The sequence below is a fragment of the Roseibium porphyridii genome (assembly GCF_026191725.2).
Lineage (GTDB): Bacteria > Pseudomonadota > Alphaproteobacteria > Rhizobiales > Stappiaceae > Roseibium > Roseibium porphyridii.
In genome coordinates this window covers 4,029,699-4,054,505 of record NZ_CP120863.1, presented here as the reverse complement: position 1 = coordinate 4,054,505, position 24,807 = coordinate 4,029,699, and the positions used below count along the sequence as shown (strand labels likewise).

The 24,807-nt window shown below is 54.8% G+C and carries 26 protein-coding genes; 20 read left to right on the top strand and 6 right to left on the bottom strand.

Translation table 11 applies throughout. The features are described from left to right. The first annotated feature begins 8 nt into the window (after nt 1–8). The 7 genes from ribD (at nt 9) to K1718_RS18725 (ending at nt 7,578) form a co-directional block, all read left to right on the top strand. Nucleotides 9–1,133, top strand: coding sequence for a bifunctional diaminohydroxyphosphoribosylaminopyrimidine deaminase/5-amino-6-(5-phosphoribosylamino)uracil reductase RibD (ribD, locus tag K1718_RS18755; protein WP_265681220.1), 1,125 nt, complete (start codon nt 9–11; stop codon nt 1,131–1,133). Nucleotide 1,134: 1 nt separating this feature from the next. Further along, a complete protein-coding gene (locus tag K1718_RS18750) occupies nt 1,135–1,746 on the top strand; it encodes a riboflavin synthase (RefSeq protein WP_265681221.1) in 612 nt (203 codons plus the stop codon). A gap of 159 nt (nt 1,747–1,905) precedes the next feature. Then, complete coding sequence (ribH, locus tag K1718_RS18745) at nt 1,906–2,355, top strand: 6,7-dimethyl-8-ribityllumazine synthase (protein ID WP_152502404.1); 450 nt, start codon at nt 1,906–1,908, stop codon at nt 2,353–2,355. A gap of 3 nt (nt 2,356–2,358) precedes the next feature. Beyond that, entirely contained in the window at nt 2,359–2,880 is a 522-nt protein-coding gene (gene nusB, locus K1718_RS18740) for a transcription antitermination factor NusB (protein WP_152502403.1), read from the top strand. Between the two features lie 2 nt (nt 2,881–2,882). Further along, the gene (thiL, locus tag K1718_RS18735) at nt 2,883–3,881 is read left to right on the top strand and encodes a thiamine-phosphate kinase (protein ID WP_265681222.1); all 999 of its coding nucleotides are present in this window, start codon (nt 2,883–2,885) and stop codon (nt 3,879–3,881) included. Between the two features lie 117 nt (nt 3,882–3,998). Then, a complete protein-coding gene (locus K1718_RS18730) occupies nt 3,999–5,222 on the top strand; it encodes an MFS transporter (RefSeq protein WP_265681223.1) in 1,224 nt (407 codons plus the stop codon). Between the two features lie 217 nt (nt 5,223–5,439). Further along, nucleotides 5,440–7,578: a sodium-translocating pyrophosphatase gene (locus tag K1718_RS18725; RefSeq protein ID WP_152502400.1), complete on the top strand. Its 2,139-nt coding sequence runs from the start codon at nt 5,440–5,442 to the stop codon at nt 7,576–7,578. Nucleotides 7,579–7,650: 72 nt separating this feature from the next. Here the strand turns inward: K1718_RS18725 and K1718_RS18720 are convergent, their stop codons facing one another. Then, the gene (locus K1718_RS18720; RefSeq protein ID WP_265681224.1) at nt 7,651–8,088 is read right to left on the bottom strand and encodes an outer membrane protein assembly factor BamE; all 438 of its coding nucleotides are present in this window, start codon (nt 8,086–8,088) and stop codon (nt 7,651–7,653) included. 110 nt (nt 8,089–8,198) lie between these two features. Between K1718_RS18720 and K1718_RS18715 the strand changes: the two genes are divergently transcribed. The 6 genes from K1718_RS18715 to K1718_RS18690 all read left to right on the top strand — a co-directional run bounded on the left by K1718_RS18715 (nt 8,199) and on the right by K1718_RS18690 (nt 12,721). Further along, on the top strand, nt 8,199–8,747 hold the full coding sequence (locus K1718_RS18715) for a ubiquinol-cytochrome C chaperone family protein (RefSeq protein WP_152502398.1): 549 nt from the start codon (nt 8,199–8,201) through the stop codon (nt 8,745–8,747). A 51-nt stretch (nt 8,748–8,798) separates the two neighbouring features. Then, entirely contained in the window at nt 8,799–9,377 is a 579-nt protein-coding gene (locus K1718_RS18710; protein ID WP_285806027.1) for a YceD family protein, read from the top strand. Nucleotides 9,378–9,601: 224 nt separating this feature from the next. Continuing rightward, on the top strand, nt 9,602–10,666 hold the full coding sequence (gene plsX, locus K1718_RS18705) for a phosphate acyltransferase PlsX (protein ID WP_152502397.1): 1,065 nt from the start codon (nt 9,602–9,604) through the stop codon (nt 10,664–10,666). Then, complete coding sequence (locus K1718_RS18700) at nt 10,663–11,640, top strand: beta-ketoacyl-ACP synthase III (RefSeq protein WP_152502396.1); 978 nt, start codon at nt 10,663–10,665, stop codon at nt 11,638–11,640. Before plsX ends, K1718_RS18700 begins: the two co-directional genes overlap by 4 nt. 143 nt (nt 11,641–11,783) lie before the next feature. Further along, nucleotides 11,784–12,098 (top strand): integration host factor subunit alpha, encoded by a 315-nt coding sequence (locus K1718_RS18695; protein ID WP_023003819.1) that lies wholly within the window; start codon nt 11,784–11,786, stop codon nt 12,096–12,098. Between the two features lie 14 nt (nt 12,099–12,112). Continuing rightward, nucleotides 12,113–12,721 carry a MerR family transcriptional regulator gene (locus K1718_RS18690; RefSeq protein ID WP_265681226.1) on the top strand — a complete coding sequence of 203 codons (609 nt, stop codon included), beginning with the start codon at nt 12,113–12,115 and terminating at the stop codon, nt 12,719–12,721. Nucleotides 12,722–12,757: 36 nt separating this feature from the next. Here K1718_RS18690 and K1718_RS18685 read toward each other — a convergent pair whose 3' ends face one another. The 3 genes from K1718_RS18685 to K1718_RS18675 all read right to left on the bottom strand — a co-directional run bounded on the left by K1718_RS18685 (nt 12,758) and on the right by K1718_RS18675 (nt 16,667). Beyond that, on the bottom strand, nt 12,758–14,200 hold the full coding sequence (locus K1718_RS18685; RefSeq protein WP_265681227.1) for a hypothetical protein: 1,443 nt from the start codon (nt 14,198–14,200) through the stop codon (nt 12,758–12,760). Next, nucleotides 14,152–15,351 (bottom strand): glycerophosphodiester phosphodiesterase family protein, encoded by a 1,200-nt coding sequence (locus K1718_RS18680; RefSeq protein WP_265681228.1) that lies wholly within the window; start codon nt 15,349–15,351, stop codon nt 14,152–14,154. Before K1718_RS18680 ends, K1718_RS18685 begins: the two co-directional genes overlap by 49 nt. 80 nt (nt 15,352–15,431) lie before the next feature. Continuing rightward, nucleotides 15,432–16,667, bottom strand: a complete 1,236-nt coding sequence (locus tag K1718_RS18675; protein ID WP_152502392.1) for a cytochrome P450 — start codon at nt 16,665–16,667, stop codon at nt 15,432–15,434. Nucleotides 16,668–16,932: 265 nt separating this feature from the next. Between K1718_RS18675 and K1718_RS18670 the strand changes: the two genes are divergently transcribed. From K1718_RS18670 to K1718_RS18660, 3 genes are all read left to right on the top strand, one after another. Then, complete coding sequence (locus K1718_RS18670; RefSeq protein WP_285806026.1) at nt 16,933–17,136, top strand: hypothetical protein; 204 nt, start codon at nt 16,933–16,935, stop codon at nt 17,134–17,136. A 268-nt stretch (nt 17,137–17,404) separates the two neighbouring features. Next, entirely contained in the window at nt 17,405–17,743 is a 339-nt protein-coding gene (locus tag K1718_RS18665) for an ArsR/SmtB family transcription factor (protein ID WP_152502390.1), read from the top strand. Next, nucleotides 17,733–18,188, top strand: a complete 456-nt coding sequence (locus K1718_RS18660) for an SRPBCC family protein (protein WP_265681229.1) — start codon at nt 17,733–17,735, stop codon at nt 18,186–18,188. The genes K1718_RS18665 and K1718_RS18660 overlap by 11 nt, the downstream gene beginning before the upstream one ends. Nucleotides 18,189–18,299: 111 nt before the next feature. Here the strand turns inward: K1718_RS18660 and K1718_RS18655 are convergent, their stop codons facing one another. Together K1718_RS18655 and K1718_RS18650 are read right to left on the bottom strand one after the other, a co-directional pair. After that, nucleotides 18,300–19,367, bottom strand: coding sequence for an ROK family transcriptional regulator (locus K1718_RS18655; RefSeq protein WP_285806084.1), 1,068 nt, complete (start codon nt 19,365–19,367; stop codon nt 18,300–18,302). 147 nt (nt 19,368–19,514) lie between these two features. Further along, the gene (locus K1718_RS18650; RefSeq protein WP_265681231.1) at nt 19,515–20,168 is read right to left on the bottom strand and encodes an SGNH/GDSL hydrolase family protein; all 654 of its coding nucleotides are present in this window, start codon (nt 20,166–20,168) and stop codon (nt 19,515–19,517) included. A 216-nt stretch (nt 20,169–20,384) separates the two neighbouring features. On the opposite strand from K1718_RS18650, the gene K1718_RS18645 reads away from it, so the two are divergent. From K1718_RS18645 to K1718_RS18630, 4 genes are read left to right on the top strand one after another with little or no spacing between them, the layout of a single operon-like run. Then, entirely contained in the window at nt 20,385–21,365 is a 981-nt protein-coding gene (locus K1718_RS18645) for a sugar ABC transporter substrate-binding protein (RefSeq protein WP_265681232.1), read from the top strand. A 52-nt stretch (nt 21,366–21,417) separates the two neighbouring features. Continuing rightward, entirely contained in the window at nt 21,418–22,389 is a 972-nt protein-coding gene (locus K1718_RS18640; protein ID WP_265681233.1) for an ABC transporter permease, read from the top strand. 8 nt (nt 22,390–22,397) lie between these two features. Next, a complete protein-coding gene (locus K1718_RS18635) occupies nt 22,398–23,180 on the top strand; it encodes an ATP-binding cassette domain-containing protein (protein ID WP_152502384.1) in 783 nt (260 codons plus the stop codon). 3 nt (nt 23,181–23,183) lie between these two features. Beyond that, nucleotides 23,184–24,803, top strand: coding sequence for an FGGY-family carbohydrate kinase (locus K1718_RS18630; protein ID WP_265681234.1), 1,620 nt, complete (start codon nt 23,184–23,186; stop codon nt 24,801–24,803). Nucleotides 24,804–24,807 lie beyond the last annotated feature (4 nt).

The window sequence follows — 24,807 nt, the reverse complement described above, 5'->3', positions numbered from 1 at the left end:
GGTTTTTCATGTCACTAGTATCCGATCTCGATTCGCGTTTCATGGCGGCCGCAGGACGTCTTGCCAGGCGAGGCCTTGGGCGTGTTTGGCCCAACCCTTCGGTGGCAGCTCTGATTGTCAGAAAAGAGGAAGAAGGTCAGCGCCTTGTTGGCCGCGGTGTCACCTCCCGGCCAGGAATGGCCCATGCCGAAGTCAATGCTCTGGCTGAGGCCGGTGACAACGCCCGAGGTGCGACCTGTTATGTGACGTTGGAGCCCTGTTCCCACTATGGCCGGACACCGCCCTGTGCGCTTGCACTCATCAATGCAGGCATTGGCCGTGTTGTTGTTGGAATGCTTGATCCCAATCCACGTGTGGCCGGACGTGGCGTCAAAATGCTGCAAGATGCCGGAATCCCTGTGACGATTGGGGTGCACCAATCCGAGATGGAGGATATCTATCACGGGTTCACTTTGCGCCAACTCAAGCAACGGCCGCATGTTTTTCTGAAATTGGCGGCATCACAAGACGGTTTTATTGGCCGCGCAGGCGAGGGGCAGGTCAAGATTTCCGGTCCGCTGTCCATGCGTAAAGTGCATGGGTTCAGAGCCGAGCATGACGCGATCCTGGTCGGGTCTGGTACAGCGCTTGCTGACGATCCGTTACTGAATTGTCGACTTCCGGGACTGGCGGAAAGGTCTCCTGTCCGTGTGATCATCGATCGCTGCGCGCGCCTCCCGCTGGAATCCAAACTTGTAAGAACTTGCGTTGACGTTCCGGTCTGGCTGATTTGTGGCAACGACGCAGATGCCGACAAAATCGAAGTTCTGACAGCTGCCGGTGTCAACGTGATCCGGGTTCCGGCAAGCGACTGCAGCATCAAGCCGGCGGTGATCTTGAGCGCCCTGGCAACACGCGGCATCACCAGCGTCATGGTGGAAGGCGGAGCAAGAATGGCCTCGTCATTTCTTGCGGCCGATCTTGTCGACGATCTGTGCGTGGTGACAGGAAATCTCGTGATCGGCGAGAATGGCATACCGGCCCTGCATGATCTTGATCTTGAGAATGTACTGACAGACCCCAAGTTTCATCGGGTCGAGGCCGGTAGCTACGGTGACGACGCGTTCATTTATCTCAGACGGCGTGGAGCCTGACATGTTCACCGGCATTGTGACCGACCTTGGCGAAGTTCTTTCAGTTGAAGATGTTCCAGCTGGCAAACAGACACGGATACGGACCACATACGACACGGACACGTTCGATATCGGAGCGTCGATTTCCTGCTCCGGCGTCTGTCATACGGTGACAGCAAAACAAAACTCTTCCGATGGCAACTGGTTCGAGGTTGTTTCCGCGGCAGAAACACTTGCGCTTACGAATGTGTCCACATGGACTGCTGGCCAGAAGATCAACCTTGAGCGATCGCTGACACTTGGCGCTGAGCTCGGTGGTCATCTGGTGTTGGGTCATGTTGACGGACTGGCGACCGTCACGAAGCGGGAAAATCATCCCGAAAGCGTCTATTTTCAGTTCGAGGCAACTGGGGAGACAGCTCCCTTCATTGCCAAGAAAGGCTCAGTCGCGCTTGATGGAACCTCGTTGACCGTCAATGAGGTTGAAGGACGACTGTTTTCGGTATTTCTCATTCCGCATACGCTCGAGGTGACCACTTGGTCAGAACGTCAGGTCGGCGACAAGATCAATCTGGAAGTTGATATGATGGCGCGATATGCAGCGCGTCTTGCGGAATTCTCCAAGACCGGGTAGGGGACGGATCCAATACCTTCTTGAAAGAACTGTTTTTCCTGATTGTGAGTGCCGGGCGGCTCAGATTTCGCCAGGTTTTTGCGATCATGCTCGAATGAGACTGGACAAACCCGGGCAGACATGGTTCCTGTCGCGGCCTTATAAAGGATTGTACGACCCATGAGCGCTGCAAAGAAACTTCTGATCATCGAAGCTCGCTTCTACGACGATCTTGCCGATGCGCTTGCTGAAGGTGCTATCAAGACCATCGAGGCCGCTGGTGCCACCTATGACAGGGTTGCTGTGCCAGGTGTCCTGGAAATTCCGGCAGCTTTGTCCATGGCCATGACTGCAATGGAAGGTGACGGCGTTCTGTATGACGGTTTTGTGCTTCTAGGCGTGGTGATCCGCGGTGAAACAACTCACTACGATATCGTTGCCAATGAATCGAACCGTGTGGTCATGGATCTGATTGTGGACGCGGATCTTGCGGTCGGAAACGGGATTTTGACCGTCGAAAACAGCGATCAGGCGTGGGCGCGTGCAAAAGTAGACGACAAGAACAAAGGCGGAGCTGCAGCTCAGGCGGCCCTGGACATGATCGCCCTGCGTGAACGCCTCGGAGTATAACGAATGACCGGAAAGGCTGACCCGGAAAACCCGGCTGCCAAAACTGTGCGCCCTGCAAACAAACGGGGTGTTGCCCGCTTGGCTGCTGTCCAGGCTCTGTACCAGATGGATGTGGGTGGCGCGCCACTTACCAGTGTGATCAGCGAATTCACGGCTTTTCGTCTGGGAAAGGAAATTGACGGAGAGCAGTACCGTGATGCCGATGAACAGTGGTTCAAGCAAATCGTTGCCGGTGTCGTTGAAGACCAGAAGTTCCTAGATCCTTTCATCCACACAGCGCTCACGGAAGACTGGCCGCTCAAGCGCATCGACAGTCTTTTGCGCGCTATCTTGCGGTCGGGGTCATATGAGCTGCTGCGCCGGAAAGATGTTCCTCCTAAAGTGATCATTTCTGAATATATCGACGTCGCCAAAGCCTTCTTCGAGGATGATGAACCGGGTCTCGTCAATGGCGTCCTCGACCGTCTAGCGCATGAGCTGCGAGACGCTGAGCTCGGCGACAAGAAGGCCGATGGTGCCGCCTGACGATGGTTGCGGATCGGCCTGGCGAGTTTGATCTCATCAGGGAGTTTTTCGCTCCGCTGGCAAAAGATCCGGGAAGCCTGGGCCTGACCGACGATGCGGCCGTGCTGACAGTGCGCGCAGGGCATGATCTTGTGCTTACCAAAGACATGCTTGCCGCAGATATTCATTTCTTTTCGCAAGATCCGCCGGAAGCAATCGCTGCAAAAGCGTTGAGGGTCAATCTTTCTGATTTGGCCGCAAAAGGGGCAAAACCCCGCGGCTACATGATGGGCCTGGCCCTGCCGTCCGACTGGTCACCCGACTGGTTGGAAGGTTTTTGCGCTGGGTTGGCCGACGATCAGAAGGCATATGGCTTCGATCTCCTGGGTGGAGACACGATCCGCTCTTTCGGCGGATTGCTTGTTTCCATCACAGCACTGGGTGAGGTGCCTTGCGGAAAGGCTGTTCGCCGCTCGGGCGCGCAGCCGGGTGACCTTCTTTTTGTCACCGGTACGATTGGTGATGCAGCCGCTGGACTTCAGCTGCGGTTCGACCCGGCGTTTGGGCAAGACCGCACACTATCTGCTGCCGATGAGCAATATCTTCGTGATCGTTATTTGCTGCCCAGACCGAGGACAACCTTGGCTCCCCTTCTGCTTGAATATGCAAATGCAGCCATGGACATTTCAGATGGCTTGATTGCCGATTGTGGTCATTTGGCAAGCGCGTCCGAGGTCGACATCGTGCTTGATTTGGACAAGGTTCCGGTATCGCACGCGATTGCGAAGATTAACGCAAACTCGCAAGACGATTTCCTGCGCTGCGTTGACGGGGGCGACGACTACGAAATCCTTACATGTGTTTCTGAAGCAAATGCCGAGCAGTTTTCAAAGCATGCCACTGCCGTGGGCTGTCCTTTGACCCTGATTGGACGTGTCGATCAGGGAACGGGGATTGTTACCGTGACAAAAAAGGGAACGCCAATTCACATGGATGAATTGGGTGGTTTCCGCCATTTTTAATCCGGTTCTCTTCTGATTCTGAAAATGTGATATCGCATATGGCTTTGTGTTCAGGCGCGCTCATGTTACCGGTTGCGTCCTGCCTGTTTTGACCATCTGAAACCAGAGACCTGAGCCATGAACGCCGCTCTGACGGATACCTTTGTTGATGACCGATTGGCCAAGCGCAATGCGTTGTTGCTTGCCCTTGCACAGGCCGTCGGAGGCGCTTCAGCTTCAATCGTGATCGCAACGGGTCCGCTTGTTGGGTACATGATGCTGGACGAGGACAAATCCCTTGCGACCTTGCCCGTTTCAACCATGGTTCTTGGCACGGCGTTCGGTACCATTCCTGCCGGCATGATCATGCGGCGTTACGGGCGTCGTGCAGGCTTTGCGGGCGCGTCTCTTATCGGTGTCCTTGCAGGTCTCCTGGCCTCTTTCGCAGTCTTCAGGGACAGTTTCCTGCTGTTTTCTCTGGCCTGTTGCCTGGGTGGCTTTACCGGAGCATTCGTCCAGCAATACAGGTTCGCCGCCGCAGATACGGCAAGCAATGCCTTCAAACCCAAAGCGATTTCCTGGGTGTTGGCAGGTGGTGTTCTTGCCGGCATTGTCGGTCCCCAAACCGTGATTGCCACCAAGGATCTTTTCTCACCTATTCTTTTTGCCGGGACTTATCTTGCTCAGGCGGGTCTTGCGCTTGTTGCCTTTGTCCTGGTCCTGTTTATCAAGATCCCCAAACCGCCCCGGATCAGTCATGCCCAGGCTGGCGGTCGTCCGCTGCTTGAGATCATGGCACAGCGCCGCTTCATAGTCGCCGCAGCCTGCGGGATCTGTTCCTATGCTCTAATGAGCCTTGTAATGACGGCAACGCCCCTTGCCATGATCGCTTGTGGCCTGACCGAGACAGACGCGGCGCTTGGCATCCAGTGGCACGTGTTGGCGATGTTCGGCCCGAGTTTTTTCACCGGCAGTTTGATTGCACGTTACGGCAAGGAAAGGATCGTTTCCATTGGTCTGGCGCTTCTTGCCGGGTGTTCAATCGTTGCGCTGATGGGTATTGAACTGGCGCATTTCTGGACTGCTCTTGTCCTCTTGGGTTTGGGCTGGAACTTCGGCTTCATAGGCGCAACTGCTATGCTGACGGATGCATACCGACCCGAAGAGCGCAATATGGTTCAGGCGGTAAACGACTTTCTGGTGTTCGGATTCGTGGCTGCAGCGTCGTTTTCCTCCGGTGCACTTCTCAATGCCTTCGGCTGGGGCACTGTCAATATTCTGGTCTTTCCGTTTGTGGCACTTTGTCTCGGTTTGTTGGGCTGGCTCGCTTGGGCTGAAAGAAAAGAAGTTACAACCGCTTAAAGTCGTTGCGAAAATTCATTTCGTCATTGCAGCATAGATGCCGCACTGCACCAAACAATACCGCAACGGAAGTACCAAATTAAACAATGTGAGAGCTTGACGAAGCGCTCCGCTTTGCTGCTATCGTGTCGACGCTTCACGCTGCGGAAATGGCGTGAAATGCGGTACGGCGGAAAAACAACAAGAAAATCATGCCGCCACAGTCTTGGGAGGAAGTATGATCGAGCTTGTCGTCATCATTATTTGTGGCCTCTTGTCCATCGCTTATGGCGCATGGGCCATTCAGTCCGTTATGGCGGCGGACGCGGGAAATGCCCGTATGCAGGAGATCGCGGGAGCGATCCAGGAAGGAGCCAGCGCATATCTCAACAGGCAATACACCACGATCGCGATCGTTGGTGCTGTTGTTTTCGTACTTGCTTGGATACTGCTTTCCGGGCCTGCGGCTATAGGGTTCGCCATTGGCGCTGTCCTCTCCGGCGCAGCCGGTTACATCGGCATGATGGTTTCCGTGCGGGCGAATGTCCGCACTGCGCAAGCAGCCAGCCAAAGCCTTGGGGCAGGGTTGGAAATTGCGTTCAAGGCCGGTGCCGTCACCGGCCTTTTGGTTGCCGGCCTCGCGCTTTTGGGCGTTGCCGTCTACTTTACAATACTGACTGGGCCCATGGGCTACGAGGCGTCCGACAGAACCGTGATCGACGCTCTGGTGGCTCTTGGCTTCGGGGCTTCTCTCATCTCGATCTTTGCACGTCTCGGCGGTGGTATCTTTACCAAGGGTGCTGATGTTGGCGGTGACCTTGTCGGTAAGGTCGAAGCCGGTATCCCGGAGGATGACCCCCGCAACCCGGCGACCATTGCGGACAACGTCGGTGACAATGTCGGCGACTGTGCCGGCATGGCCGCCGATCTGTTCGAAACCTATGCGGTGACAGTTGTCGCCACAATGGTTCTGGCATCGATCTTCTTTACCGGCGCTGAGGCGGTTGAGCTGATGCTGTTGCCGCTTCTTATTGGCGCCAGCTGCGTGGTCACTTCCATAATCGGGACGTTCTTCGTCAAGCTTGGCGAAAACAATTCGATCATGGGTGCTCTCTACAAGGGCTTTATTGCGACTTCGGTTTTGTCCGCAGTCGCACTTGCGGTGATCATTTTCGGCTGGCTCGGCGGCAGCACCGAATACACAACCTCAGGCGGAACAACCTTCTCGGGCTTTGATCTGTTCGTGTGCGGCGTTGTTGGGCTGATTGTGACCGGTCTGATCATCTGGGTGACGGAGTATTACACCGGCACCGAGTACCGCCCGGTGAAATCCATCGCGCAGGCGTCGGTTACAGGTCATGGCACCAATGTCATCCAAGGGCTTGCTGTTTCGCTCGAGGCAACAGCCCTTCCGGCAATCATCATCATTGCCGGCATATTGGTGACATTCTCCTTCGCTGGGCTGTTTGGCATCGCAATCGCGGTGACCACAATGCTTGCGCTTGCAGGCATGGTTGTTGCCCTGGATGCATTCGGCCCGGTAACGGACAATGCTGGCGGTATTGCCGAAATGGCAGACTTGCCTGCTGAAGTCCGTACAACGACGGACGCGCTCGACGCTGTGGGCAACACCACAAAGGCTGTCACCAAGGGCTACGCAATCGGTTCTGCCGGTCTCGGTGCCCTGGTGCTGTTTGCTGCCTACACGGAAGATCTGAAATTCTTCTCTGCCAATGCGGAAGAAGGGTCGATCTTCTACGGCATCGATGTCAGCACACTGTTCACGCTCTCCAACCCTTATGTCGTCGCCGGCCTTCTGTTCGGTGGACTGCTGCCCTATCTCTTCGGCGGCATTTCGATGACCGCTGTGGGTCGGGCAGCCGGGGCTGTTGTGGAAGAAGTCCGCAGCCAGTTCAAGGAAAAGCCCGGCATCATGCAGGGTACAGAGCGACCGGACTATGGCCGGGCAGTGGACATGCTCACCAAGGCAGCCATTCGGGAAATGATCATTCCTTCGCTGCTTCCCGTGCTGTCACCGATCGTGGTCTTCTTCGTGGTGCGCGCGGTTGCCACCCCGGCGGATGCATTTGCAGCCCTCGGCGCCATGCTGCTTGGTGTGATCGTCACCGGTCTGTTCGTGGCGATATCCATGACCGCAGGTGGCGGTGCATGGGACAACGCCAAGAAGTCGTTTGAAGACGGCTTCACCGACAAGGACGGCGTGACCCATGAAAAGGGTGGTGAAGCGCACAAGGCATCGGTGACCGGCGATACAGTTGGCGATCCTTACAAGGACACTGCCGGCCCGGCGGTGAACCCGATGATCAAGATCACCAACATCATGGCGCTGTTGCTGTTGGCGATCCTCGCACACTGACGATAGACGACATCTAAAAAAGAAAACCCCGGCCTATCAGGCCGGGGTTTTTGTTTGCACCGCTGAAATCGATCAGAGACTGAAATTCGGGTTGGTCGCGCCGCGCAGGATCTGGGTCAGGAAGCCGTAGTCGGCACCGCCTGTCCGCGTTTTGCGGGTCACGATATCGACGATCTTGCCGTCTTCAAGAGAGTAGTTGCCCATGTCCTTCACGAAGCCGTCCTCATCGAAATAGACTGCAACGACGCGCTGCTCGACGATATCAGGGGCCATGAAGGCCGTGGTCGCGGTCTTCTGGGAAATGTAATAATAGGCATCACCCGCAAGGCTTGATGTTGTGGAGGGTGAGCCGAGGACCAGTTCTACCTGCTCGCGGCTGGAGCCGACCTGCACCTGGCTCATCATGTCGCTTGTGATGACATGACCATGCGTGTAGGTGGTCGTGAAACATCCGCCGAGCGGCAGTGTTACAAGAAGCGGTAGGATCAGGGCGCCTGCCTTGAAGTTCATTTAAGAAGTCCCATCTTGCCAGATCTGCTGGCTTCCTTGAATTTCGTTGCTTGGCAAAGTCACTATCGTGGGATAGGGCACAAGGCAACACCTGGTTTTATGGAGACGTCATGCTTTTTGGGCTGTTTCGCCGCCGATCCCGTGATGCCGAGCACAAGGTTTATTGTGAAATCGTGGCTCAAGCGCGGCAACCGGTCTTTTATTCGGGGTTACTTGTTCCCGATACTGTGGATGGCCGGTTTGACATGATTGTTGTTCATGCAGTGCTTTATTTCCGTCGTATGCGGGGCGAGGGCGCCAATGTTGCTGAGTTTGCGCAAAACGTCTTTGACTTGTTTTTTCAGGATATGGATGCGTCCCTGAGAGAGATGGGCGTCAGCGACACACGCGTTCCCAAAAAAGTGAAGGTGATGGGGGAGGCCTTCTATGGTCGGGCAGACGCTTACATCTCCGCTATTGATAGCGACAATGTTGCTGAACTCGCAGACGCTATCGGGCGCAATATCTTTACCGATGATGCGCAACCTATCGCGCAAAAGAGGCTTGCTGCCTATATTCTGGAGGCTGCGAGACTGTTAAACGATCAATCGGCGCAGGATCTCATGCGCACCAATATTCGCTGGCCCGATCCAAATGCTTTCAAGACGTTGCCAGTCTGATTCTTTGTTTCGAAAAAAACAAAACTCTGGCGAACAAAAATTAGAAGAAGAATGATGGCACAGAACACTTTTCCCTATTCCTTCAAGGTCAATGCAAGCAAAGTGGTCGACAAGGACCAGTTGGTGGTCGTGGAGCCGGATCAAGCCGCGTTGGCTGCAATAGCGAAAACCTATGAACTGGATGGGATCGATACACTCAAGGCTGACTTCACGCTCAAGCCCTACAGAAAAGCTGGATTGCGCGTGATCGGGCCGATATCGGCAACTGTGACGCAAACCTGTGTGGTAACGCTTGAGCCCTTCCAAAGCAGCCTCAAACTGGACGTGGACCGAACTTTCGAGCCACACTCGACCAGGCCACGCAAGATCCGAGATCTGAATGATGAGGGCGAGATCGAAATAGATTTGGAATCGCTCGATCCGCCTGACGTAATCGAGGACGGCGTGCTTGATCTGGGTGGGGTCATCTGTGAGGAACTTGCATTGTCGCTGGATCCCTTTCCGCGTCGTCCTGGCGCAGAGTTCGAAACCGGGGAGGAAGAGGCCCCAGACGAGGGTAAGCGGGCAGAGGAAAAACCCTCTCCATTTGCCGCGCTTCAGGCACTGAAGGAAAACCCGGCCGACAAATGATCACGCCGTAACTCATGTTGGTTGGTGCGGACCATCCGGCTGCTTGAGTGGGTTTTCAACGCCAGATCGGCACACGATCATTAAAACGGTTGTCAGTCTTGCCAAAACCGTTATGTTCGCGCCCGTTCTTGGCACTCCTGTCTGGGCCTCTGTCGTGGTGGCAGGACTATGGGGGGCGCCATCCGGTGCTGTTCTTGGTAGCGAAACGTCAAAAGACATTCTAGATGGCGAAAACTATACCGATTTCCCTGGACGCCATGGGCGGCGATAACGGGGCCGAGGTTGTCATTCCCGGCGCTGAGATCGCGCTTGTCAGGCATCCTGACATTCATTTCATCCTGTATGGCAATGAAAAGGTCATCGGTCCGCTTCTCGAAGAGTATCCGCGTGTTCGCGACGCTTCGACTTTTCACCATTGCGACGTTTCCATCGCCATGGACACAAAGCCAAGCCAGGCGCTGCGTCAGGGGCGCTGGAGGTCTTCCATGTGGCGGTCGATCGAGGCCGTCAAACAGGGTGAAGCCTCGGTCGCCGTGTCTGCCGGAAATACCGGTGCGCTGATGGCAATGTCCAAGTTCTGCCTGCGCACCATGGCAAACATCGAGCGGCCCGCAATTGCCGCGATTTGGCCGACGACACGCGGTGAATCCGTTGTGCTGGATGTGGGGGCCACGATTGGCGCTGATGCGCAACAGCTCATCGACTTTGCTATTCTGGGCGGCGCAATGGCGCGCGCCCTGTTCGGTGTGCAACGACCAAGCGTCGGCCTTCTCAATATCGGTGTCGAAGAGGTGAAAGGGCTGGAAGAGGTCCGCACCGCTGGCCGATTGTTGCGCGAAACGCCTCTGCGTTCACTCGAATACGCCGGTTTCGTCGAAGGCGATGACCTCGGAAAAGGGACCGTGGATGTCGTGGTAACCGAAGGCTTTGCCGGCAACATCGCATTGAAGACGGCAGAAGGCACGGCCAAGCAGATCGGCAGTTACTTGCGTTCGGCGATGAATCGGACCTTTATGTCCAAAATTGGTTATCTCTTCGCCAAAGGCGCCTTTGATTTGCTGCGTGAGAAAATGGATCCGCGCAAGGTCAATGGCGGCGTGTTCCTGGGATTGAACGGCATTGTGATCAAAAGCCATGGCGGTACGGATGCCGAGGGCTATGCCTCGGCAATCGATTTGGCCTATGACATGGTCAAAAATGAACTGACGCACAAGATCGCTCAGGATCTAGTGCATTACCATCGGGGCCGCTTCGCAGAAGCCGGGCCGACATCGGAAGGTGATTTGTGAGCGTGATCCGTTCGACCGTGACCGGCTGTGGCAGTTTCCTGCCGGAAAAGATCCTGACCAATGACGACCTTTCGAAGATGGTCGATACTTCAGATGATTGGATCGTGCAGCGTACCGGCATCAAACAACGGCACGTGGCGGCCGAAGGGCAGGTGACATCAGACCTAGCGCTGGGTGCAGCAAAAAGAGCGCTTGAGCATGCTGGTCTTGATGCCCAGGACATCGACACGATCATTCTTGCAACCGCAACACCCGACAACACGTTTCCTGCGACGGCAGTGACCGTTCAAAGCGGTCTTGGCATTTACCACGGCGCTGCCTTTGACGTTCATGCCGTCTGTTCGGGGTTCGTCTATGCCCTAACAACGGCCGATGCCTATATCCGGTCCGGCATGGCAAAGCGGTGTCTTGTGATAGGTGCGGAAACGTTTTCCAGGATACTTGATTGGACCGACCGCACGACCTGCGTGCTCTTTGGCGACGGAGCGGGCGCTGTTGTTGTCGAAGCAGCGGAGAGCACCGGATCCAACGCGGATCGCGGAATTCTGACTTCGCACTTGCGCTCAGATGGTCGGCACAAGGAAAAGCTGTTTGTCGATGGAGGGCCTTCGGCAACCCAAACGGTTGGCCATTTGCGCATGGAAGGCCGGGAAGTCTTTAAACATGCGGTTGGCATGATCACCGATGTGATCGAAGACGCTTACAAGGCGACCGGGCTGTCCTCTGAAGATCTGGACTGGTTCATTCCCCATCAGGCCAACAAGCGCATCATTGACGCTAGTGCGAAAAAACTGAACATCGCGCCTGAGAAAGTGGTGACCACGGTTCAGCTGCACGGCAACACGTCTGCTGCCTCCATACCACTTGCCCTGGATACGGCCGTCAGGGACGGACGTGTCAAAAAGAACGATCTTTTGATGTTGGAGGCGATGGGCGGCGGATTTACGTGGGGTTCGGTCCTGCTGCGCTGGTAGTCGGTCTTCATTCAAAAAACGACAAATGCAATCTTGTTAAGGAGTTCCGGTTGACCGGCTCGCCGTGAGGCCGTACCGTATGGCCTTGCATCGGAGTTCTCTTGCAAAATCAGCCAGATCACTGGCGTCCTTGAGGAGGGGTTATGGGCAACCGGACTATTACCCGCGCGGATTTGTGCGAAGCCGTTTATCAAAAAGTCGGGCTTTCGCGCACCGAATCTTCTGAATTGGTCGAACGTGTACTTTCTGAAATTTCTGACTGTCTTGTGACGGGAGAATCGGTAAAATTATCAAGCTTCGGGTCATTTGTGGTTCGCTCTAAGGGGGAGCGTATAGGCCGCAATCCGAAGACTGGCGAGGAAGTACCGATTTCACCGCGCCGTGTGATGGTGTTTAAACCGTCCAATGTATTGAAACAGCGGATCAATGATGCGCTGACAGGACAGGCCAGCAAATAAACTAAAAAGACCGGATGAGCTCGCAGGATAAAAGCCCAGACGCTTTTCGTACCATTAGCGAAGTCGCAGAAGACCTTGACCTGCCGCAGCATGTGCTGCGCTTTTGGGAGACACGGTTCTCGCAGATCAAGCCGCTAAAACGGGGTGGGGGTCGCCGCTACTACCGGCCCGACGATGTGGAGCTCTTAAAAGGCATCCGGCATCTGCTCTACGGTGAAGGATACACCATCAAGGGTGTCCAGCGCATTCTGAAAGAGCAGGGCCCGCGTTTCGTCATGCAGGCCTGGCAGGAAGATATCGCACAGATCCAGATGGAACCGGTGGCTGTGGAAGCTGTCTCACCAGTACCAGAAACATCTCCACCGCCGACGCCTGTACACACTGACAATGGCTACGGACCGCATGAGAAGTTGCCAAGCGGCCTGTTACCGGATGATGCCCCCGACACGGAAACGAGTTCGCAGTCTGGCGGATTGAACATTCTTGGCCGCTTGCGAGGCGATAAGCCTGCTCCAAACGTTCCGGCCGGCAAGGCGTCGGTCACCAAAGAGGACATCAGGCGCTTGCAAGCGACGCTTTTTGAACTTCTGGAATGCAAACGCACGCTCGATCAGGCGCGATAAGCTCGAAATTCAACTGGCCGGTCCGGGCCGGATCGACTATTTGCCGAACAGTTTCTTCAAAAATGCTCGTTTGCCGGTTTTTGCCTCAGGCTCAGCATCCGCCACCTGGGCTTCGCGCGCAAATCTTCTGAGTTCCTCCAGCGAAACTCGCTGAGAAGGACCGGACTGAGAAGAGCTGGATTTTGGCTCTTGGCGATAACCCATTTCAGTCGTCTTCTCATTTGTTGCAGACCTTGCCTCGGTAGGCTCTTCAGCGATTGCGCTTTCAGGTGAAACGATTGCGTCTGGTTCAGGAGGAGACGCTTTCTTTATTGCGAGCAGTCGGTCCAAAATGGCAGCATCAATGGGATCATTGGGGTCCAGTCCGCTGACGTCCACGTCTGAAACTGTTGAGGAAAGGCGCTCGCCATTGTCATCATACTGGTGATAGATGCTTGGACGGTACTCACCTTCTATGCCCAGTTCGGCACTTGACTGTACAGTTAGTAAAATACGATCAGGTTTGTCTTTTTCAGTTTGCTTGAAGGAAATTCTGACCTTTTCATCCTGGTTTTTTCCGAACACGTCGCCTTCTGGCAGTACTTCTTGGCGCTGTAGGCAAAAGGCGACAAAGTAGTGCAGATTTTCGACCATATAAGAGGGAGGAACAGTGCTAGGTTCGAATTCGACCCGGTATCCAATCAGATGTTCTGCGCCGGATGCGACAACTCCAAATGTCCTCGTGTCGGAAACGCTTTGAATTGGTGCGTGCAGGTGCGGCCGGATATAAAGAAGGGTCTCATCGTTTTGGATTGCCAGCTCAGCGAACCGTTGAGCAGGCAAAAGATATCCATTCTGGCCCCAAAAAACTCCCTCGCAACGGGTTTTAAGAGAGATTTGTACGGCGATTACCTTCGCAATGTTCAATGCGAATTTGGTCGACTTGCTGTCACAGAAGCAGTCGAATTCAGGACCTAACATTTCGGAGAATTCATCCGAAAGCTTTGCACCACCTAATGCAAATTTCTGTACTGATATCGTAGTCACGGCCTTGCACTTGGTGAGTACATCAGCGGCATCCGGGAAAGCTTGGCTGACAGCATAGTCCCGAGTGAGTGGCTCAATATGTGACGTGTCGGACAACGGCAGGCTTTGGGTCACCAGGATCTGCAGGTCGTTCAGCAACATGTAAATGTCAGCTTCGGTGCTGGTGCGCATTAACTGGCAGGCTTCCCTTGCAAAGCCGCATTGCTGCACAGCAGAGCGAACGATCTCCTGAACTTGTTCGCCGTTTAAAGGTGCATAGGTCTCATAGAGCAGCTGACAATCGACACTGCGCAACGGATGGGTTTTCAAGGCCGCCCCCAATTGAATTGCTATGGGACTAGGTCTAACGACAAACGGTAAACGCGGCCTTGCAACGCAAAATTGAATTTGCCCTATCTGCGCATTTACTTGAGGCCCATGCAGGACGCGTAGAAACTGGTGGTTGCCGGCCAATCAGAGAAGATACCCTTCACGCCAACGTCTCCGGCCAGAACATCGACGACTTCCAGCATGTCACCATCAGATTTGATCACGTCGCTGACGGTCTGATAGTACCAGCCGCCGCCTGTGTTCAGTGGGCCTGAACGCTCCAGCGTCCAGGTGATCAGGTCCAATCCGGCCTCTTTTGCGGCTTTCGCATAAGCTGATGGAACGATTTTGCCGTCTTCGACGCTCAACAGTACAAAGAGCGGCGGTGCGATGTAGTTGACGCCCATTTCCTTCAGTTCTTGCATCGAGGGAGAAAATGTCGACGGATCCTGAGGATTGATGTCGCGCCGGCCATCCAGGAACACCGCCTGTTTGCCGAATTCAGGTTCGTTCTCGATCCAGTATAGAACGTCATCGAGACGGAAGGATTGTGCGAAGACATCCTCAGGTGGAATGCCAGCTTGCTTGTACTCGTCGATCAGCTTCTGTGCGTAGTCGGCTTGCGAAAAGCCGTCATGAGGCATGTCGATTTTCGGAGATTTCAATTCCGGGGTGAATTTGACACCAAGGTCTTTGAAAAGGGCGATGGACTCAGCGTGCGTCATCAATGTGCCGGTTGCCCCGTAAAGCTCCGTCCGCCAGGAAGCTGTGCCGTTCATGTAATCCTCAACCGACTGTGCCTGTTTGTCTGCACTATCCATTTTCCCCTTCAGCGACCTGAATTCCGCCAGGCTGATGTCCGAGGTTCTGCATTCGGCTGAAGCCGGGTCACCGCCGCTGGCAGGTTTGAAACCAGAAGTGCATTTGGCTGCCAGGTCTGTCGCAAGAATGTTGGTGGTGGTATGCAAATCATTCTGGGAGTGACGGCAAACCAATTCCTTGTCTGCTGTAAAGGTCACATCACATTCAAGAATGCCCGCGCCCATCAGCGCAGCGGCCCGGTATCCTTCTTCTGTATGTTCGGGAAATTGCAGCGGTGCGCCTCGGTGACTGATGGAAAAGAGGGATGGCTTCGCTGGGTTGCCAATGCAGGCGGCGAGCTTGTCCCTCAACGGGCCGGGGTTCATTTGAGAAACGAGATAGGCGGGGCGCGGCCCCAGATCGACGCCTTCAGCAAATGCTGTCGCGCCAAAGCCGAAGCCGAGAAGGATTGAAAGTGAGAGACTGATACGCATGGTCTTTAATCCCGGGTCTTGAATCAAATTCTTAAGTGGCTTCAGAAGGTATTTTAGGTCAGGAGGTTATCAGGAAAAGGTCAAGCAGGCTTCCAGGCAACTCTAAGAGCCTGCGGACCGCGCACCGACAGCCCACGTTTGTATTTTGGAGCCTCTTCCGCCAGCTCAACGGATCGAAAGCGCCTCAACAGCGTTGAAAAGATGATGTCCATATCCAGTCGGGCCAGATGATTGCCCAAACAAAAGTGCGCGCCTCTACCAAAGGCTGTGTGCCAGTTGGGGGTGCGCCCGACGTCGAACGTGTCGGCATTGGGGAATTGTCGCGGATCTCTGTTGGCGGCACCGTAAAGCACCCCGAATTTCGTGGCCCTGGGAAACATGCTGCCGCACACATCCATGTCCTTGGTCGAATAGCGATGAAAGAAGGGAAGGGGAGATTCATAGCGAAACATTTCCTGCACAGCCGTTTTCATCACACCGGGTTCATCACGTAGTCGCTGCATTTCTGCCGGAAATTTCAAAAGGGCATGCAAACCGGAACCAAGTACATCGATTGTCGATCCGTGACCTGCCATCAGGATCAGCATGGCCGTGGAAAAGAACTCGTCGTGGTTCATGTGCCCCTGGCGTTCGGCCTGGATCATCACCGACAACAGATCATCCCTGGGAACCGCCTCACGCTCTGCTTTCAGCTTCAGCAAGTACTCGTAGAACTCGGTCGTGTTCCGCTCCGCCAGTTCTTTTCGTTCATCGGATCGGTCAACATCGAAGAACTGGACAATGTTTTCCGACCAGATCCGCAATTGCGGACAGTCTTCGTCGGGAACACCAATGATCCGTCCAATCACATGGCCCGGCACATGGGCGGCAAGATCGGCAACAAAGTCAATTTCGCTTTGATCCTGCAAACCGTCGAAGAGGCTGTCCACATAGGCCTGTATCTCGTCGCGGAGCTTCCCCACCATGACCGGTGTAAACAGCTTGAACACCTGCTTGCGCAACCTGTCATGAATGTCACCGTCGCTATCCAGCAATGAGAATTGCACGAAACGGGAATGATGCGGCATGTCGTGCCAGTTGCCGGCCTGCTTTTGCGCCGATATTTCTTCCGGACTGGCAACATGCTCCATGGATCTGACCATGTCCTCATGCATGACGATTTCCATAACGTCGTCAAAACGCGCGGCGAGCCAGACATCAAACTCTTCGTAGTAGGTCAAACCGTCGCTTTCACGCAGAGCCTCATACGTCGGGTAGGGATCTTGCGCGAAGGCGTCTGACAGTGGCTCGAAGGAAAGGTCTGTGGACGGGGGCATCAGGTACTCATGAGAAGCCGCTCATTGCGGTAAAATTGTGATTCTTGGCAGGGTCGAAGATTTGGCTGGCCAAGTGCAAGGAAAATCCGCTGTCAATCTGCTGATATCAGCAAATTTCCGCGATTTTCAGCAAATGGTGCTGAAGGCTTGGGGATAGCGAGGAAAGGATAAAACTGACGATACCGGCCCGTGGATCGGGTTCTTAACGATTATCAAATCGCAAAAAGGCGGCTGAAGCTTATGAAGAGCCCCTTTGCAAGCTGGAGTGCGTGAGACCGACATGAAAGTGCCGAAGGCTTTCATCAACGAGTATCAGACCTTCTTGAAGGAGGCCGGGTTCGACAATCCGAACCCGCAGGCGCTCTTGATGGAACTCGCCTCGCTCAGCATGGAAGTCTACCTGAAAGAGATAGCCTGGCTGTCGGATTTCATCGGTAGAATCAGGAAGGCCAACCGCGAAGCGGCCTAGACAAAAGCACTCCAAGACCGGCCCAATTTCTCTTTTCTGATCACGCGGTGACGACTGCACTCGTTTCGCTAAATTTCCAACGAATGGTGTGCGATCGCTGTCGCTGCCTTCTGAAGTTTCCCGTTTCTGAATCTGAGTCCCGGAGAAGCGCTCTTGTCTTCTCTATAGTCGAATTTGGGTTTCAGCATTCGCTGGACACCCGTTTTCATTAATCACCGATTTTGAGACGAGCGTTGACTTGTTTGAAAAAATACATAACCATTCTGTTATGGATTCGAAAAAACTCGATCTCGTATTCTCGGCTCTCTCAGATGCGACGCGCCGCGGAATTCTGGCCAATTTGGCATTGGGAGAACGGACAGTGCACGAACTCACTGCTGCGTTTGACATTTCACAGCCGGCAGTGTCTCGGCACTTGCGCGTGCTGGATAGCGCCGGGCTCGTGAAGCGAGAAAAGCGGGGCCGAGAGACTTTCGTGACCGCGGCCACCGAAACTGCAGCTGAAGCCGCGCACTGGTTGGCGCATTACGTGGATTTCTGGACCGCACATTTTGATCAAATGGACGCCATCCTGACAAAGCAAAAGGAGCGACCCGATGACCGTTAAAACCAATTTCTCAGACAACACGCTGACGATTACCAAGGAATTTTCGCAGCCGATTGAGGCAGTCTTCGATGCCTGGATTGACGCGGCAAAAACAACTCATTGGTGGGGGTGCGCAAATACGACCAGAGTTGCTTCCACGGTTGAGCCGAGAGTAGAGGGAACCTACCGGCACACTATGTCCATTGAAGGCGTCGGGGATCATACGATTGAAGGCACGCTGGTCGACTATGACCCACCAAACAAACTGGCATACACGATCCCGGCAAATGACTTTGCACCCGAAATGCTCGTTTCGGTGAGATTTGAACAGACCGGGAAGGGGACACGGGTCATTCTCAAACAGTCGGAAATCGGTGGCGGCCTGAAGGACGTGGTCGCGGTCGGATGGACGGCGTCGTTTGAGCGGCTTGAAGCCTATTTTGAAGGCCAGCGGCGGGTGGCATGACTTCTTGCCGAGTGAACAAGGGCAATGCCTTCCCAGAATGCCACACTGGTCTGTTTGAGGCTGAGATGCACGCAAACCACTCGTTGAAAATGGAGTGATGCGTCCGTTTGTCTAAGGGGTTTCGGCGGTAAACCTGGAATGAATCGGCAAGGTTGCCGCTCCGTAGGCGAGCGCATTCGGTCCAAACTGGCTTCCGGTTACCGTTAGACCGGCCGAGACCTTCAGTTTCAAATCAGAAACCAGCACATCGGTGATTGATTTTGGCACCGGGGCCGACAAGATCAGTTCAGAGACAGTTGCAAACTTTCCAAGGCTTTGAACGAGAGTGTCCAGCTTTTCGACAACTGCGCCAAGCCATTGGCGAACCGCAGGATCATCGTCTTGTGCACCAGACGTGATTGCGTCATGCGTCCTTTGCCAAGTCTCGCTGTCACAAATGGAGATCTGCGGTGTTGAGCCTGTGTAAATGCGGCCACCGAGGATGAGCCGAGGCTTCAGGTCCTCACAAACGTAACAGAAAAGCAGATCGTCAATCCGTTTGGCCTGACCGAACAGGGTCTCAGCACTGGCGGTCGCGGTTATGTCATTCTGGATGAAGACTTCAAAACCTGTGTGCGCACGCAAATCTTCTTCAAAATCATGCGCAAGAATGGCTTGTTCCTCCGGCCTATCGGCCTCGAAACGCCCAGGCAGGGTGAGGCCAACCCCTGCAATAAGTGCTTTTTGCTCAGCACCCAATTCCGATAGCAAAGCGTCGACTGTTCCGGTGAGCGTGTCTTGAACCGTCTGGACATCAAGTGCGGCCAAGGAGCTGCGCCTTTGAAACACCGGCTCACCGACAAAGTTTATGATGCTTGCCTCGATTGCGTGACGGTCAACATGAAGCCCGATTGAAAAAGCACCGTTGGGGTTCAAGCTGATTGGCGTGGTTGGAGGTCCGATCCGTCCGCGGACAGCTTCGCCTTTGCTGACCAGGTTGTCGCGTTCAAGAGCTCTGACAATGACAGATATCGTCTGTGCGGACAGTCCGCTTTCCTGTCCGAGCTGGAGACGTGTCATGCCCTCGTGCTGCAAGAGAAGGGACATGATCAATCGTTCGTTGAAGCTGCGCGCCAAAACCTGATTCATACCACCTGGGTGTTCTGCAACACGAACAGTTGGTGGCGGGGCAAAACGCATATCCGGCAATAGTACAGCCTCCGGCTTTCAAATCAGGGTTGGTTGCTTTCACCTCGGGATCGAGGCAGGGCTTCACGTTATGGGTTATCACGTTTGGGCGGCAGGGACCGGCGTTTATGACTTGTCCGATCTTGAACCTCCCATGGTTTAGTCACGTTGTTCCGGCCAGCCAATCGCTGCGATCTCTTCCGCGATTGCATGGCCCAAGTCCTTGTGGGCCTGCACATCGAGATGAAAGCCGTCCTTGTCGCTGGAGTTGACGACAAGGCCAGCGTTGAAGAAATGAACCTCGTGGGCTTCGGCAACCCGTTCATACTCCCGGGCCAGTGCACGCGATTTTTCCTGCGCTCCGAGAAACACATCCGACCATTCTTTCAGATCAAGGGCTGTCGGCGGTGGCGCGACGATCAGAATTTCGGGGATTTTTCCATCGACGCCGGCAGGCATGGACTTGATGTCGCTGACGAGTGCTCCGACGCCCATGGCGATTTCACCCGGCGTCTTGTTGAAGCGCACTTTCAAGTCGTTGGTGCCGAGCATGATAATGACCAGATCAAGCGGCTTGTGGCTCATGATGCATGGCCGAAGATAGGTCCGGCCATTTTTCTCCGAACCCTCAATCTCGTCATCACTGACGGTGGTTCTCCCGCTCAAACCTTCTTCGATAACAAGCCACTCGTTGCCGACTAGGCTCCGCAACACTCCAGGCCAGCGCACATCATGCGGATATCGGTCATCTGGTTTGTTGGCGGTGGTTTGTCCATACGTATTGGAATCTCCGTAGCACAACACTGATCGCATACCGCCTCCAAAAGACAAATTTTTTCAATAATTTAGGCAGTCTGATCGCGATTGCCAACGTGATCCAGCCTAGAAGCGGATCTTCAAATGGTCAATAGTAATTCATCGTGAATAATTATTGACACAGACATATTTTCCGTGCTCATCATGATGAACAGACACACGGATCCGGTCGAAAATTGCCTTGTCCGTGTCGTCAGATCACGGGAGGATCAGATGAAGCTCATGAAATCAGTTCTGGCGGCTGCCGCCGTCACATTAGGTCTTGGCGCCACGTCGCCGGCATTGTCCAACGAAGAGGGGCCAATCCTGGTTGTAAGCGGCCCGCTGTCCTGGCCGTTCTTCGCAGCGGTGAAGAAGGGCTTTGACGACGCTGCGGAAATTTTCGAAGTCGACTATCAGTATATCGCGGTCACAGACACCTCGAATATGACGAGCGATTACCCGAGGCTTCTGCAGCAGGCAATCAGCCGCGAGCCCAGAATGCTTCTGGTAGGGGAGTTCTTTCCAGATGGCATGGATCCATTGATCAAGGAGGCGACTGCGGCCGGTATTCCTGTCCTCATTCACAACTCCGGCCAGACCCTTTGGGAAGGCAACGGTTCAATCGGGTTTGTCGGCGAAGACCCTTATCAGATGGGTTACAAGGCGGGTCAGATACAGGCGGAAGCCGGTGTGACCACAGGCCTCTGCTTCAATCAGGTTCCCGGAAATCCGACGGTTGAAGAGCGGTGTAACGGCTATGTCGCTGCCATGAAGGAAGCTGGCAAGGAAACTGTCTACCAGACCATTGGTACGGGCGACGCGACAAACCCACAGGCGATGACACAGGCAATCAAAGGCAGCCTTCAGGCGAACCCTCAGATTGACGGGATCTACACACTGAATGCGGTTCCGGCAATGTCCGCATTGCGCGCTGTGGATGAGGTCGGGCGCAAAGGTGAGATCATGGTTGGAACGGCAGATTTGTCCAACGAGGCGCTGCTTGCGATCAAGAATGGCGACCTGGCCTTTGCCATGGACCAGCAGCCGTATTTGCAAGGGTTCATGTCCATTCAGATTGCGCATCAGTACTTGAATTACGGACTGCATCCGATCGGTCATGTCAAAACCGGACCATTGGTGATCGACAGCTCCAATGTCGAAGAAACGCTGAAGGTAAACAAGGAACACGCAGGAGTACGCGGCGCCTCTTAGGCGCCGCAAGGTTCCGGTCGGGATATCCAACCAAGCTCACCTGGAGAATGACGTGCTCAGGAATTTCATGAAGCGGCCCGAAGCGGGCGCTTTCGCGGCCTTTGTCATCACTTACCTCTTCTTTGCGTTGGCAACGCCGGGAACTGGTTTTGTGTCAGTGAACGGAACCGCCGGATGGCTCAATCTTGCCGCTGAACTGGGAATTGTCGCGATTCCGGTGGGGCTTTTGATGATCTCAGGTGAGTTCGACCTGTCAATCGGTTCGACTGTCGGGGCGTCGTCCATGATCCTCGCGCTTGGCACCAACCAATACGGATTGCCGGTCTGGCCAATGGTGTTTCTGGCGCTGGCTGCCGGTGCTGCAATTGGACTGGCGAACGGACTTGCGGTCGTAAAAACCAAACTGCCGTCTTTCATTGTAACCCTGGCAACCAACTTCATTGTGATCGGTGCAACGATGGGCATCTCACGCCTGATCGCCAATGTCACATCAAGTTCGATTGTTGCCTCCGACAGCGCAAAATTCGTTTTTGCAGCACGTTGGGGTCAGGCCAATATCTCTATTCTCTGGTGGTTGCTCGTCGCGTTCATTGGCTACCGGATTTTGAGCCGCAGTATTTTTGGCAACTGGATTTATGCCACGGGCGGCAATCTGGATGCTGCCAGAGGTGCGGGCGTGCCGGTTCAAAGGGTCAAGATCAGTCTTTTTATTGCAACCGGACTTGCTGCGGCGCTTGTGGGCATCCTCCAGGGCGTCCAATGGAACTCAGGCAACGCGACCTACGGCATGGGCTTTGTGTTCCAGGCACCGATTGTCGTTGTCATCGGTGGAGTTCTGCTCACCGGCGGGTATGGCAGTGTCACCGGCATTGTTCTCGGCACGGCGTTGTTCGGCGTCATTTCCAGTGGGATTTTCTACACCGGCTGGAACACGGACTGGATCCAGTTGTTCCTCGGGCTTTTGCTTGCTGCGGCCGTTCTTGCCAACAACTACGTTCGCCGGTTGGCGCTCTCAAGCAAATAGGGTCCGTCATGTCTCAGCCACTTATGGAATTGCGCGACGTCGACAAGTTTTTTGGGTCTACCAAGGCGCTCAAACACGTGTCGATGCAGGTCGAACCTGGCAAGATCCTCTGCCTGCTCGGTGACAACGGAGCCGGCAAGTCAACCTTGATCAAGGTTCTCTCCGGCTATCACCAGCCAACATCAGGGACGTTGATGTTCGAGGGCAGGCCAACAAAATTTGCCTCGCCCCGTGAAGCACGTCAGCGCGGCATCGCAACAGTTCATCAGGACGTTGGCTCTATTCCGTTGATGAGTGTTGGTCGCAACTTCTTTCTGGGTGCTGAACCCGCGACGGGCCGTTGGCCGTTCAAAAGCATAGACACACGTCTTGCCAATGAAGTTGCCGTGGAACAGATGCAGAAATTCGGCCTCACCCGGGTGACCAGCGGAGATCAGCTTGTTGGAACGATGTCCGGTGGCGAACGCCAGGTGCTGGCAATCGGACGGGCAATGTATTTCGGGGCCAAGATGCTGATCCTCGATGAGCCGACATCCGCACTGGGCGTCAAGGAAGCCGCGATGGTCCTCAAAATGATGAGAATTGCCCGGCAAAACGGTGCGGGTATTGTCTTCATCACGCATAATGCGCGTCATGCCATGAGTGTTGGCGACACTTTCGTAGTCCTGATTCAGGGTGAGGTCGCAGCGTCATTCAAGCGGGGCGAAAAGTCTCGTGAAGAAGTTCTCAATCTCATGGCTGGTGGCGAAGACATGAGTGAGCTTGAAGATGACCTTGAACAGATTGATTGACCAATGAGCCTGTTTCTAGCGGTGGATGTTGGAACCGGCAGTGTGCGTGCGGGTGTATTCAGCCAGGACGGGCAGCTGCTTGGGCAGGCCAGTCAGGACATCAGAACCTGGCACCCGAGACCGCATTTTGCGCAACAGTCCAGCGCCGACATATGGGGTGCGGTGTGCGCGTCAGTGCGAACGGTCATAAACCAGGCCGCCATAGCGCCGGAAGACATCGCGGGACTGGGGTTCGATGCGACCTGTTCCCTGGTTGTTATTAACGGGCAGGGCGATCCTCTCAGCATTTCGCCCGATGGCGAACAGGAACAAGACACTGTTTTGTGGGCGGATCACAGAGCGATCGCAGAAGCTTCCAGGATCGATGAAACGGGTCACCAGAGATTGAATGTTTCAGGCGGCAAGATTTCGCCTGAAATGCAATTGCCGAAGCTGCTGTGGATCAAGGAGAACCTTCCCTCGATTTGGCAGCAAGCTGGTCACTTCTTTGACCTTCCGGACTGGCTGACCTGGCGCGCCACGGGAAACCTGACGCGGTCCTTGTGCAGCACCGTATGCAAATGGACCTATCAGGGAGAGGCAGGCACGAAAGGTGAGGGCTGGGATGCCGAATTCTTTGCTCTTGCTGGACTGAAGGATCTCGCGGACGAGGGGTTCAGTCGTATCGGCACCGAGTGTTTGAGCCCCGCAGCCCCTCTTGGCCCGTTGAGCGAAAAGGCGGCGCAAGAACTCGGATTGACGACGTCGACACTGGTCGCGGCAAGTATGATTGATGCCCATGCCGGTGCCATGGGCACGCTTGGGGTTACGGCTGACGCAGTCGGCCTGGATCGTATGGCTCTGATAGCCGGCACATCCGCCTGTCACATCACTGTTGCGCAGCAGGCGGCATACGTGCCGGGTGTCTGGGGACCTTATTATGGCGCGGTGTTACCTGACCTTTGGGCAAATGAGGCCGGTCAATCCATGGCTGGCGCGGCAATCGACACAGTGTTGCAGAGACACAGCGCCTTTGAAGGGGCAAAAGCAGCGGCCCTAGAGCAGGGCATGACCATCTATGACTATCTGGATGATCTCCTGTCCGGTCTTGCGAGCGAAGAGCCACCATCACTTTTGACCAATGATCGTCACATTATCCCGGATTTCAACGGAAACAGGGCACCACTCGCGGACCCTCGCCGATTGGGAGTGACTTTGGGACAAACCGCGATCCCGGATATTGGCGATCTTGCGCGTGATTATCTCGCCTGCATCCAGTCACTGGCCTATGGGACACGGCATATTCTCGACCAGTTGGCAGAGAACGGCGTGCGTCCGGACGCCATTGTTGTCAGTGGCGGCCTTGGACGCAACAGTCTCTATTGCCAAACCCATGCAGACGTCACCGGATTACCAGTGCTTTTGCCTGATCAGGAGGAGCCTGTTCTGCTCGGAACCGCAATGTTAGCGGCTGTGGGGTCAGGAAAGTTTGAAAGCCTGAGCAGCGCTATGGACGCAATGAGCGGGCCTGCAAAGGTTCTGCGGCCGGACACCGGGACAAGGGCCTTCCATGACAGGAAGTACCGCGTCTTCCGCGCCATGCATGACGACTTTGAAACCTACCGAAAAATCATGTCCGAGTAAGGCC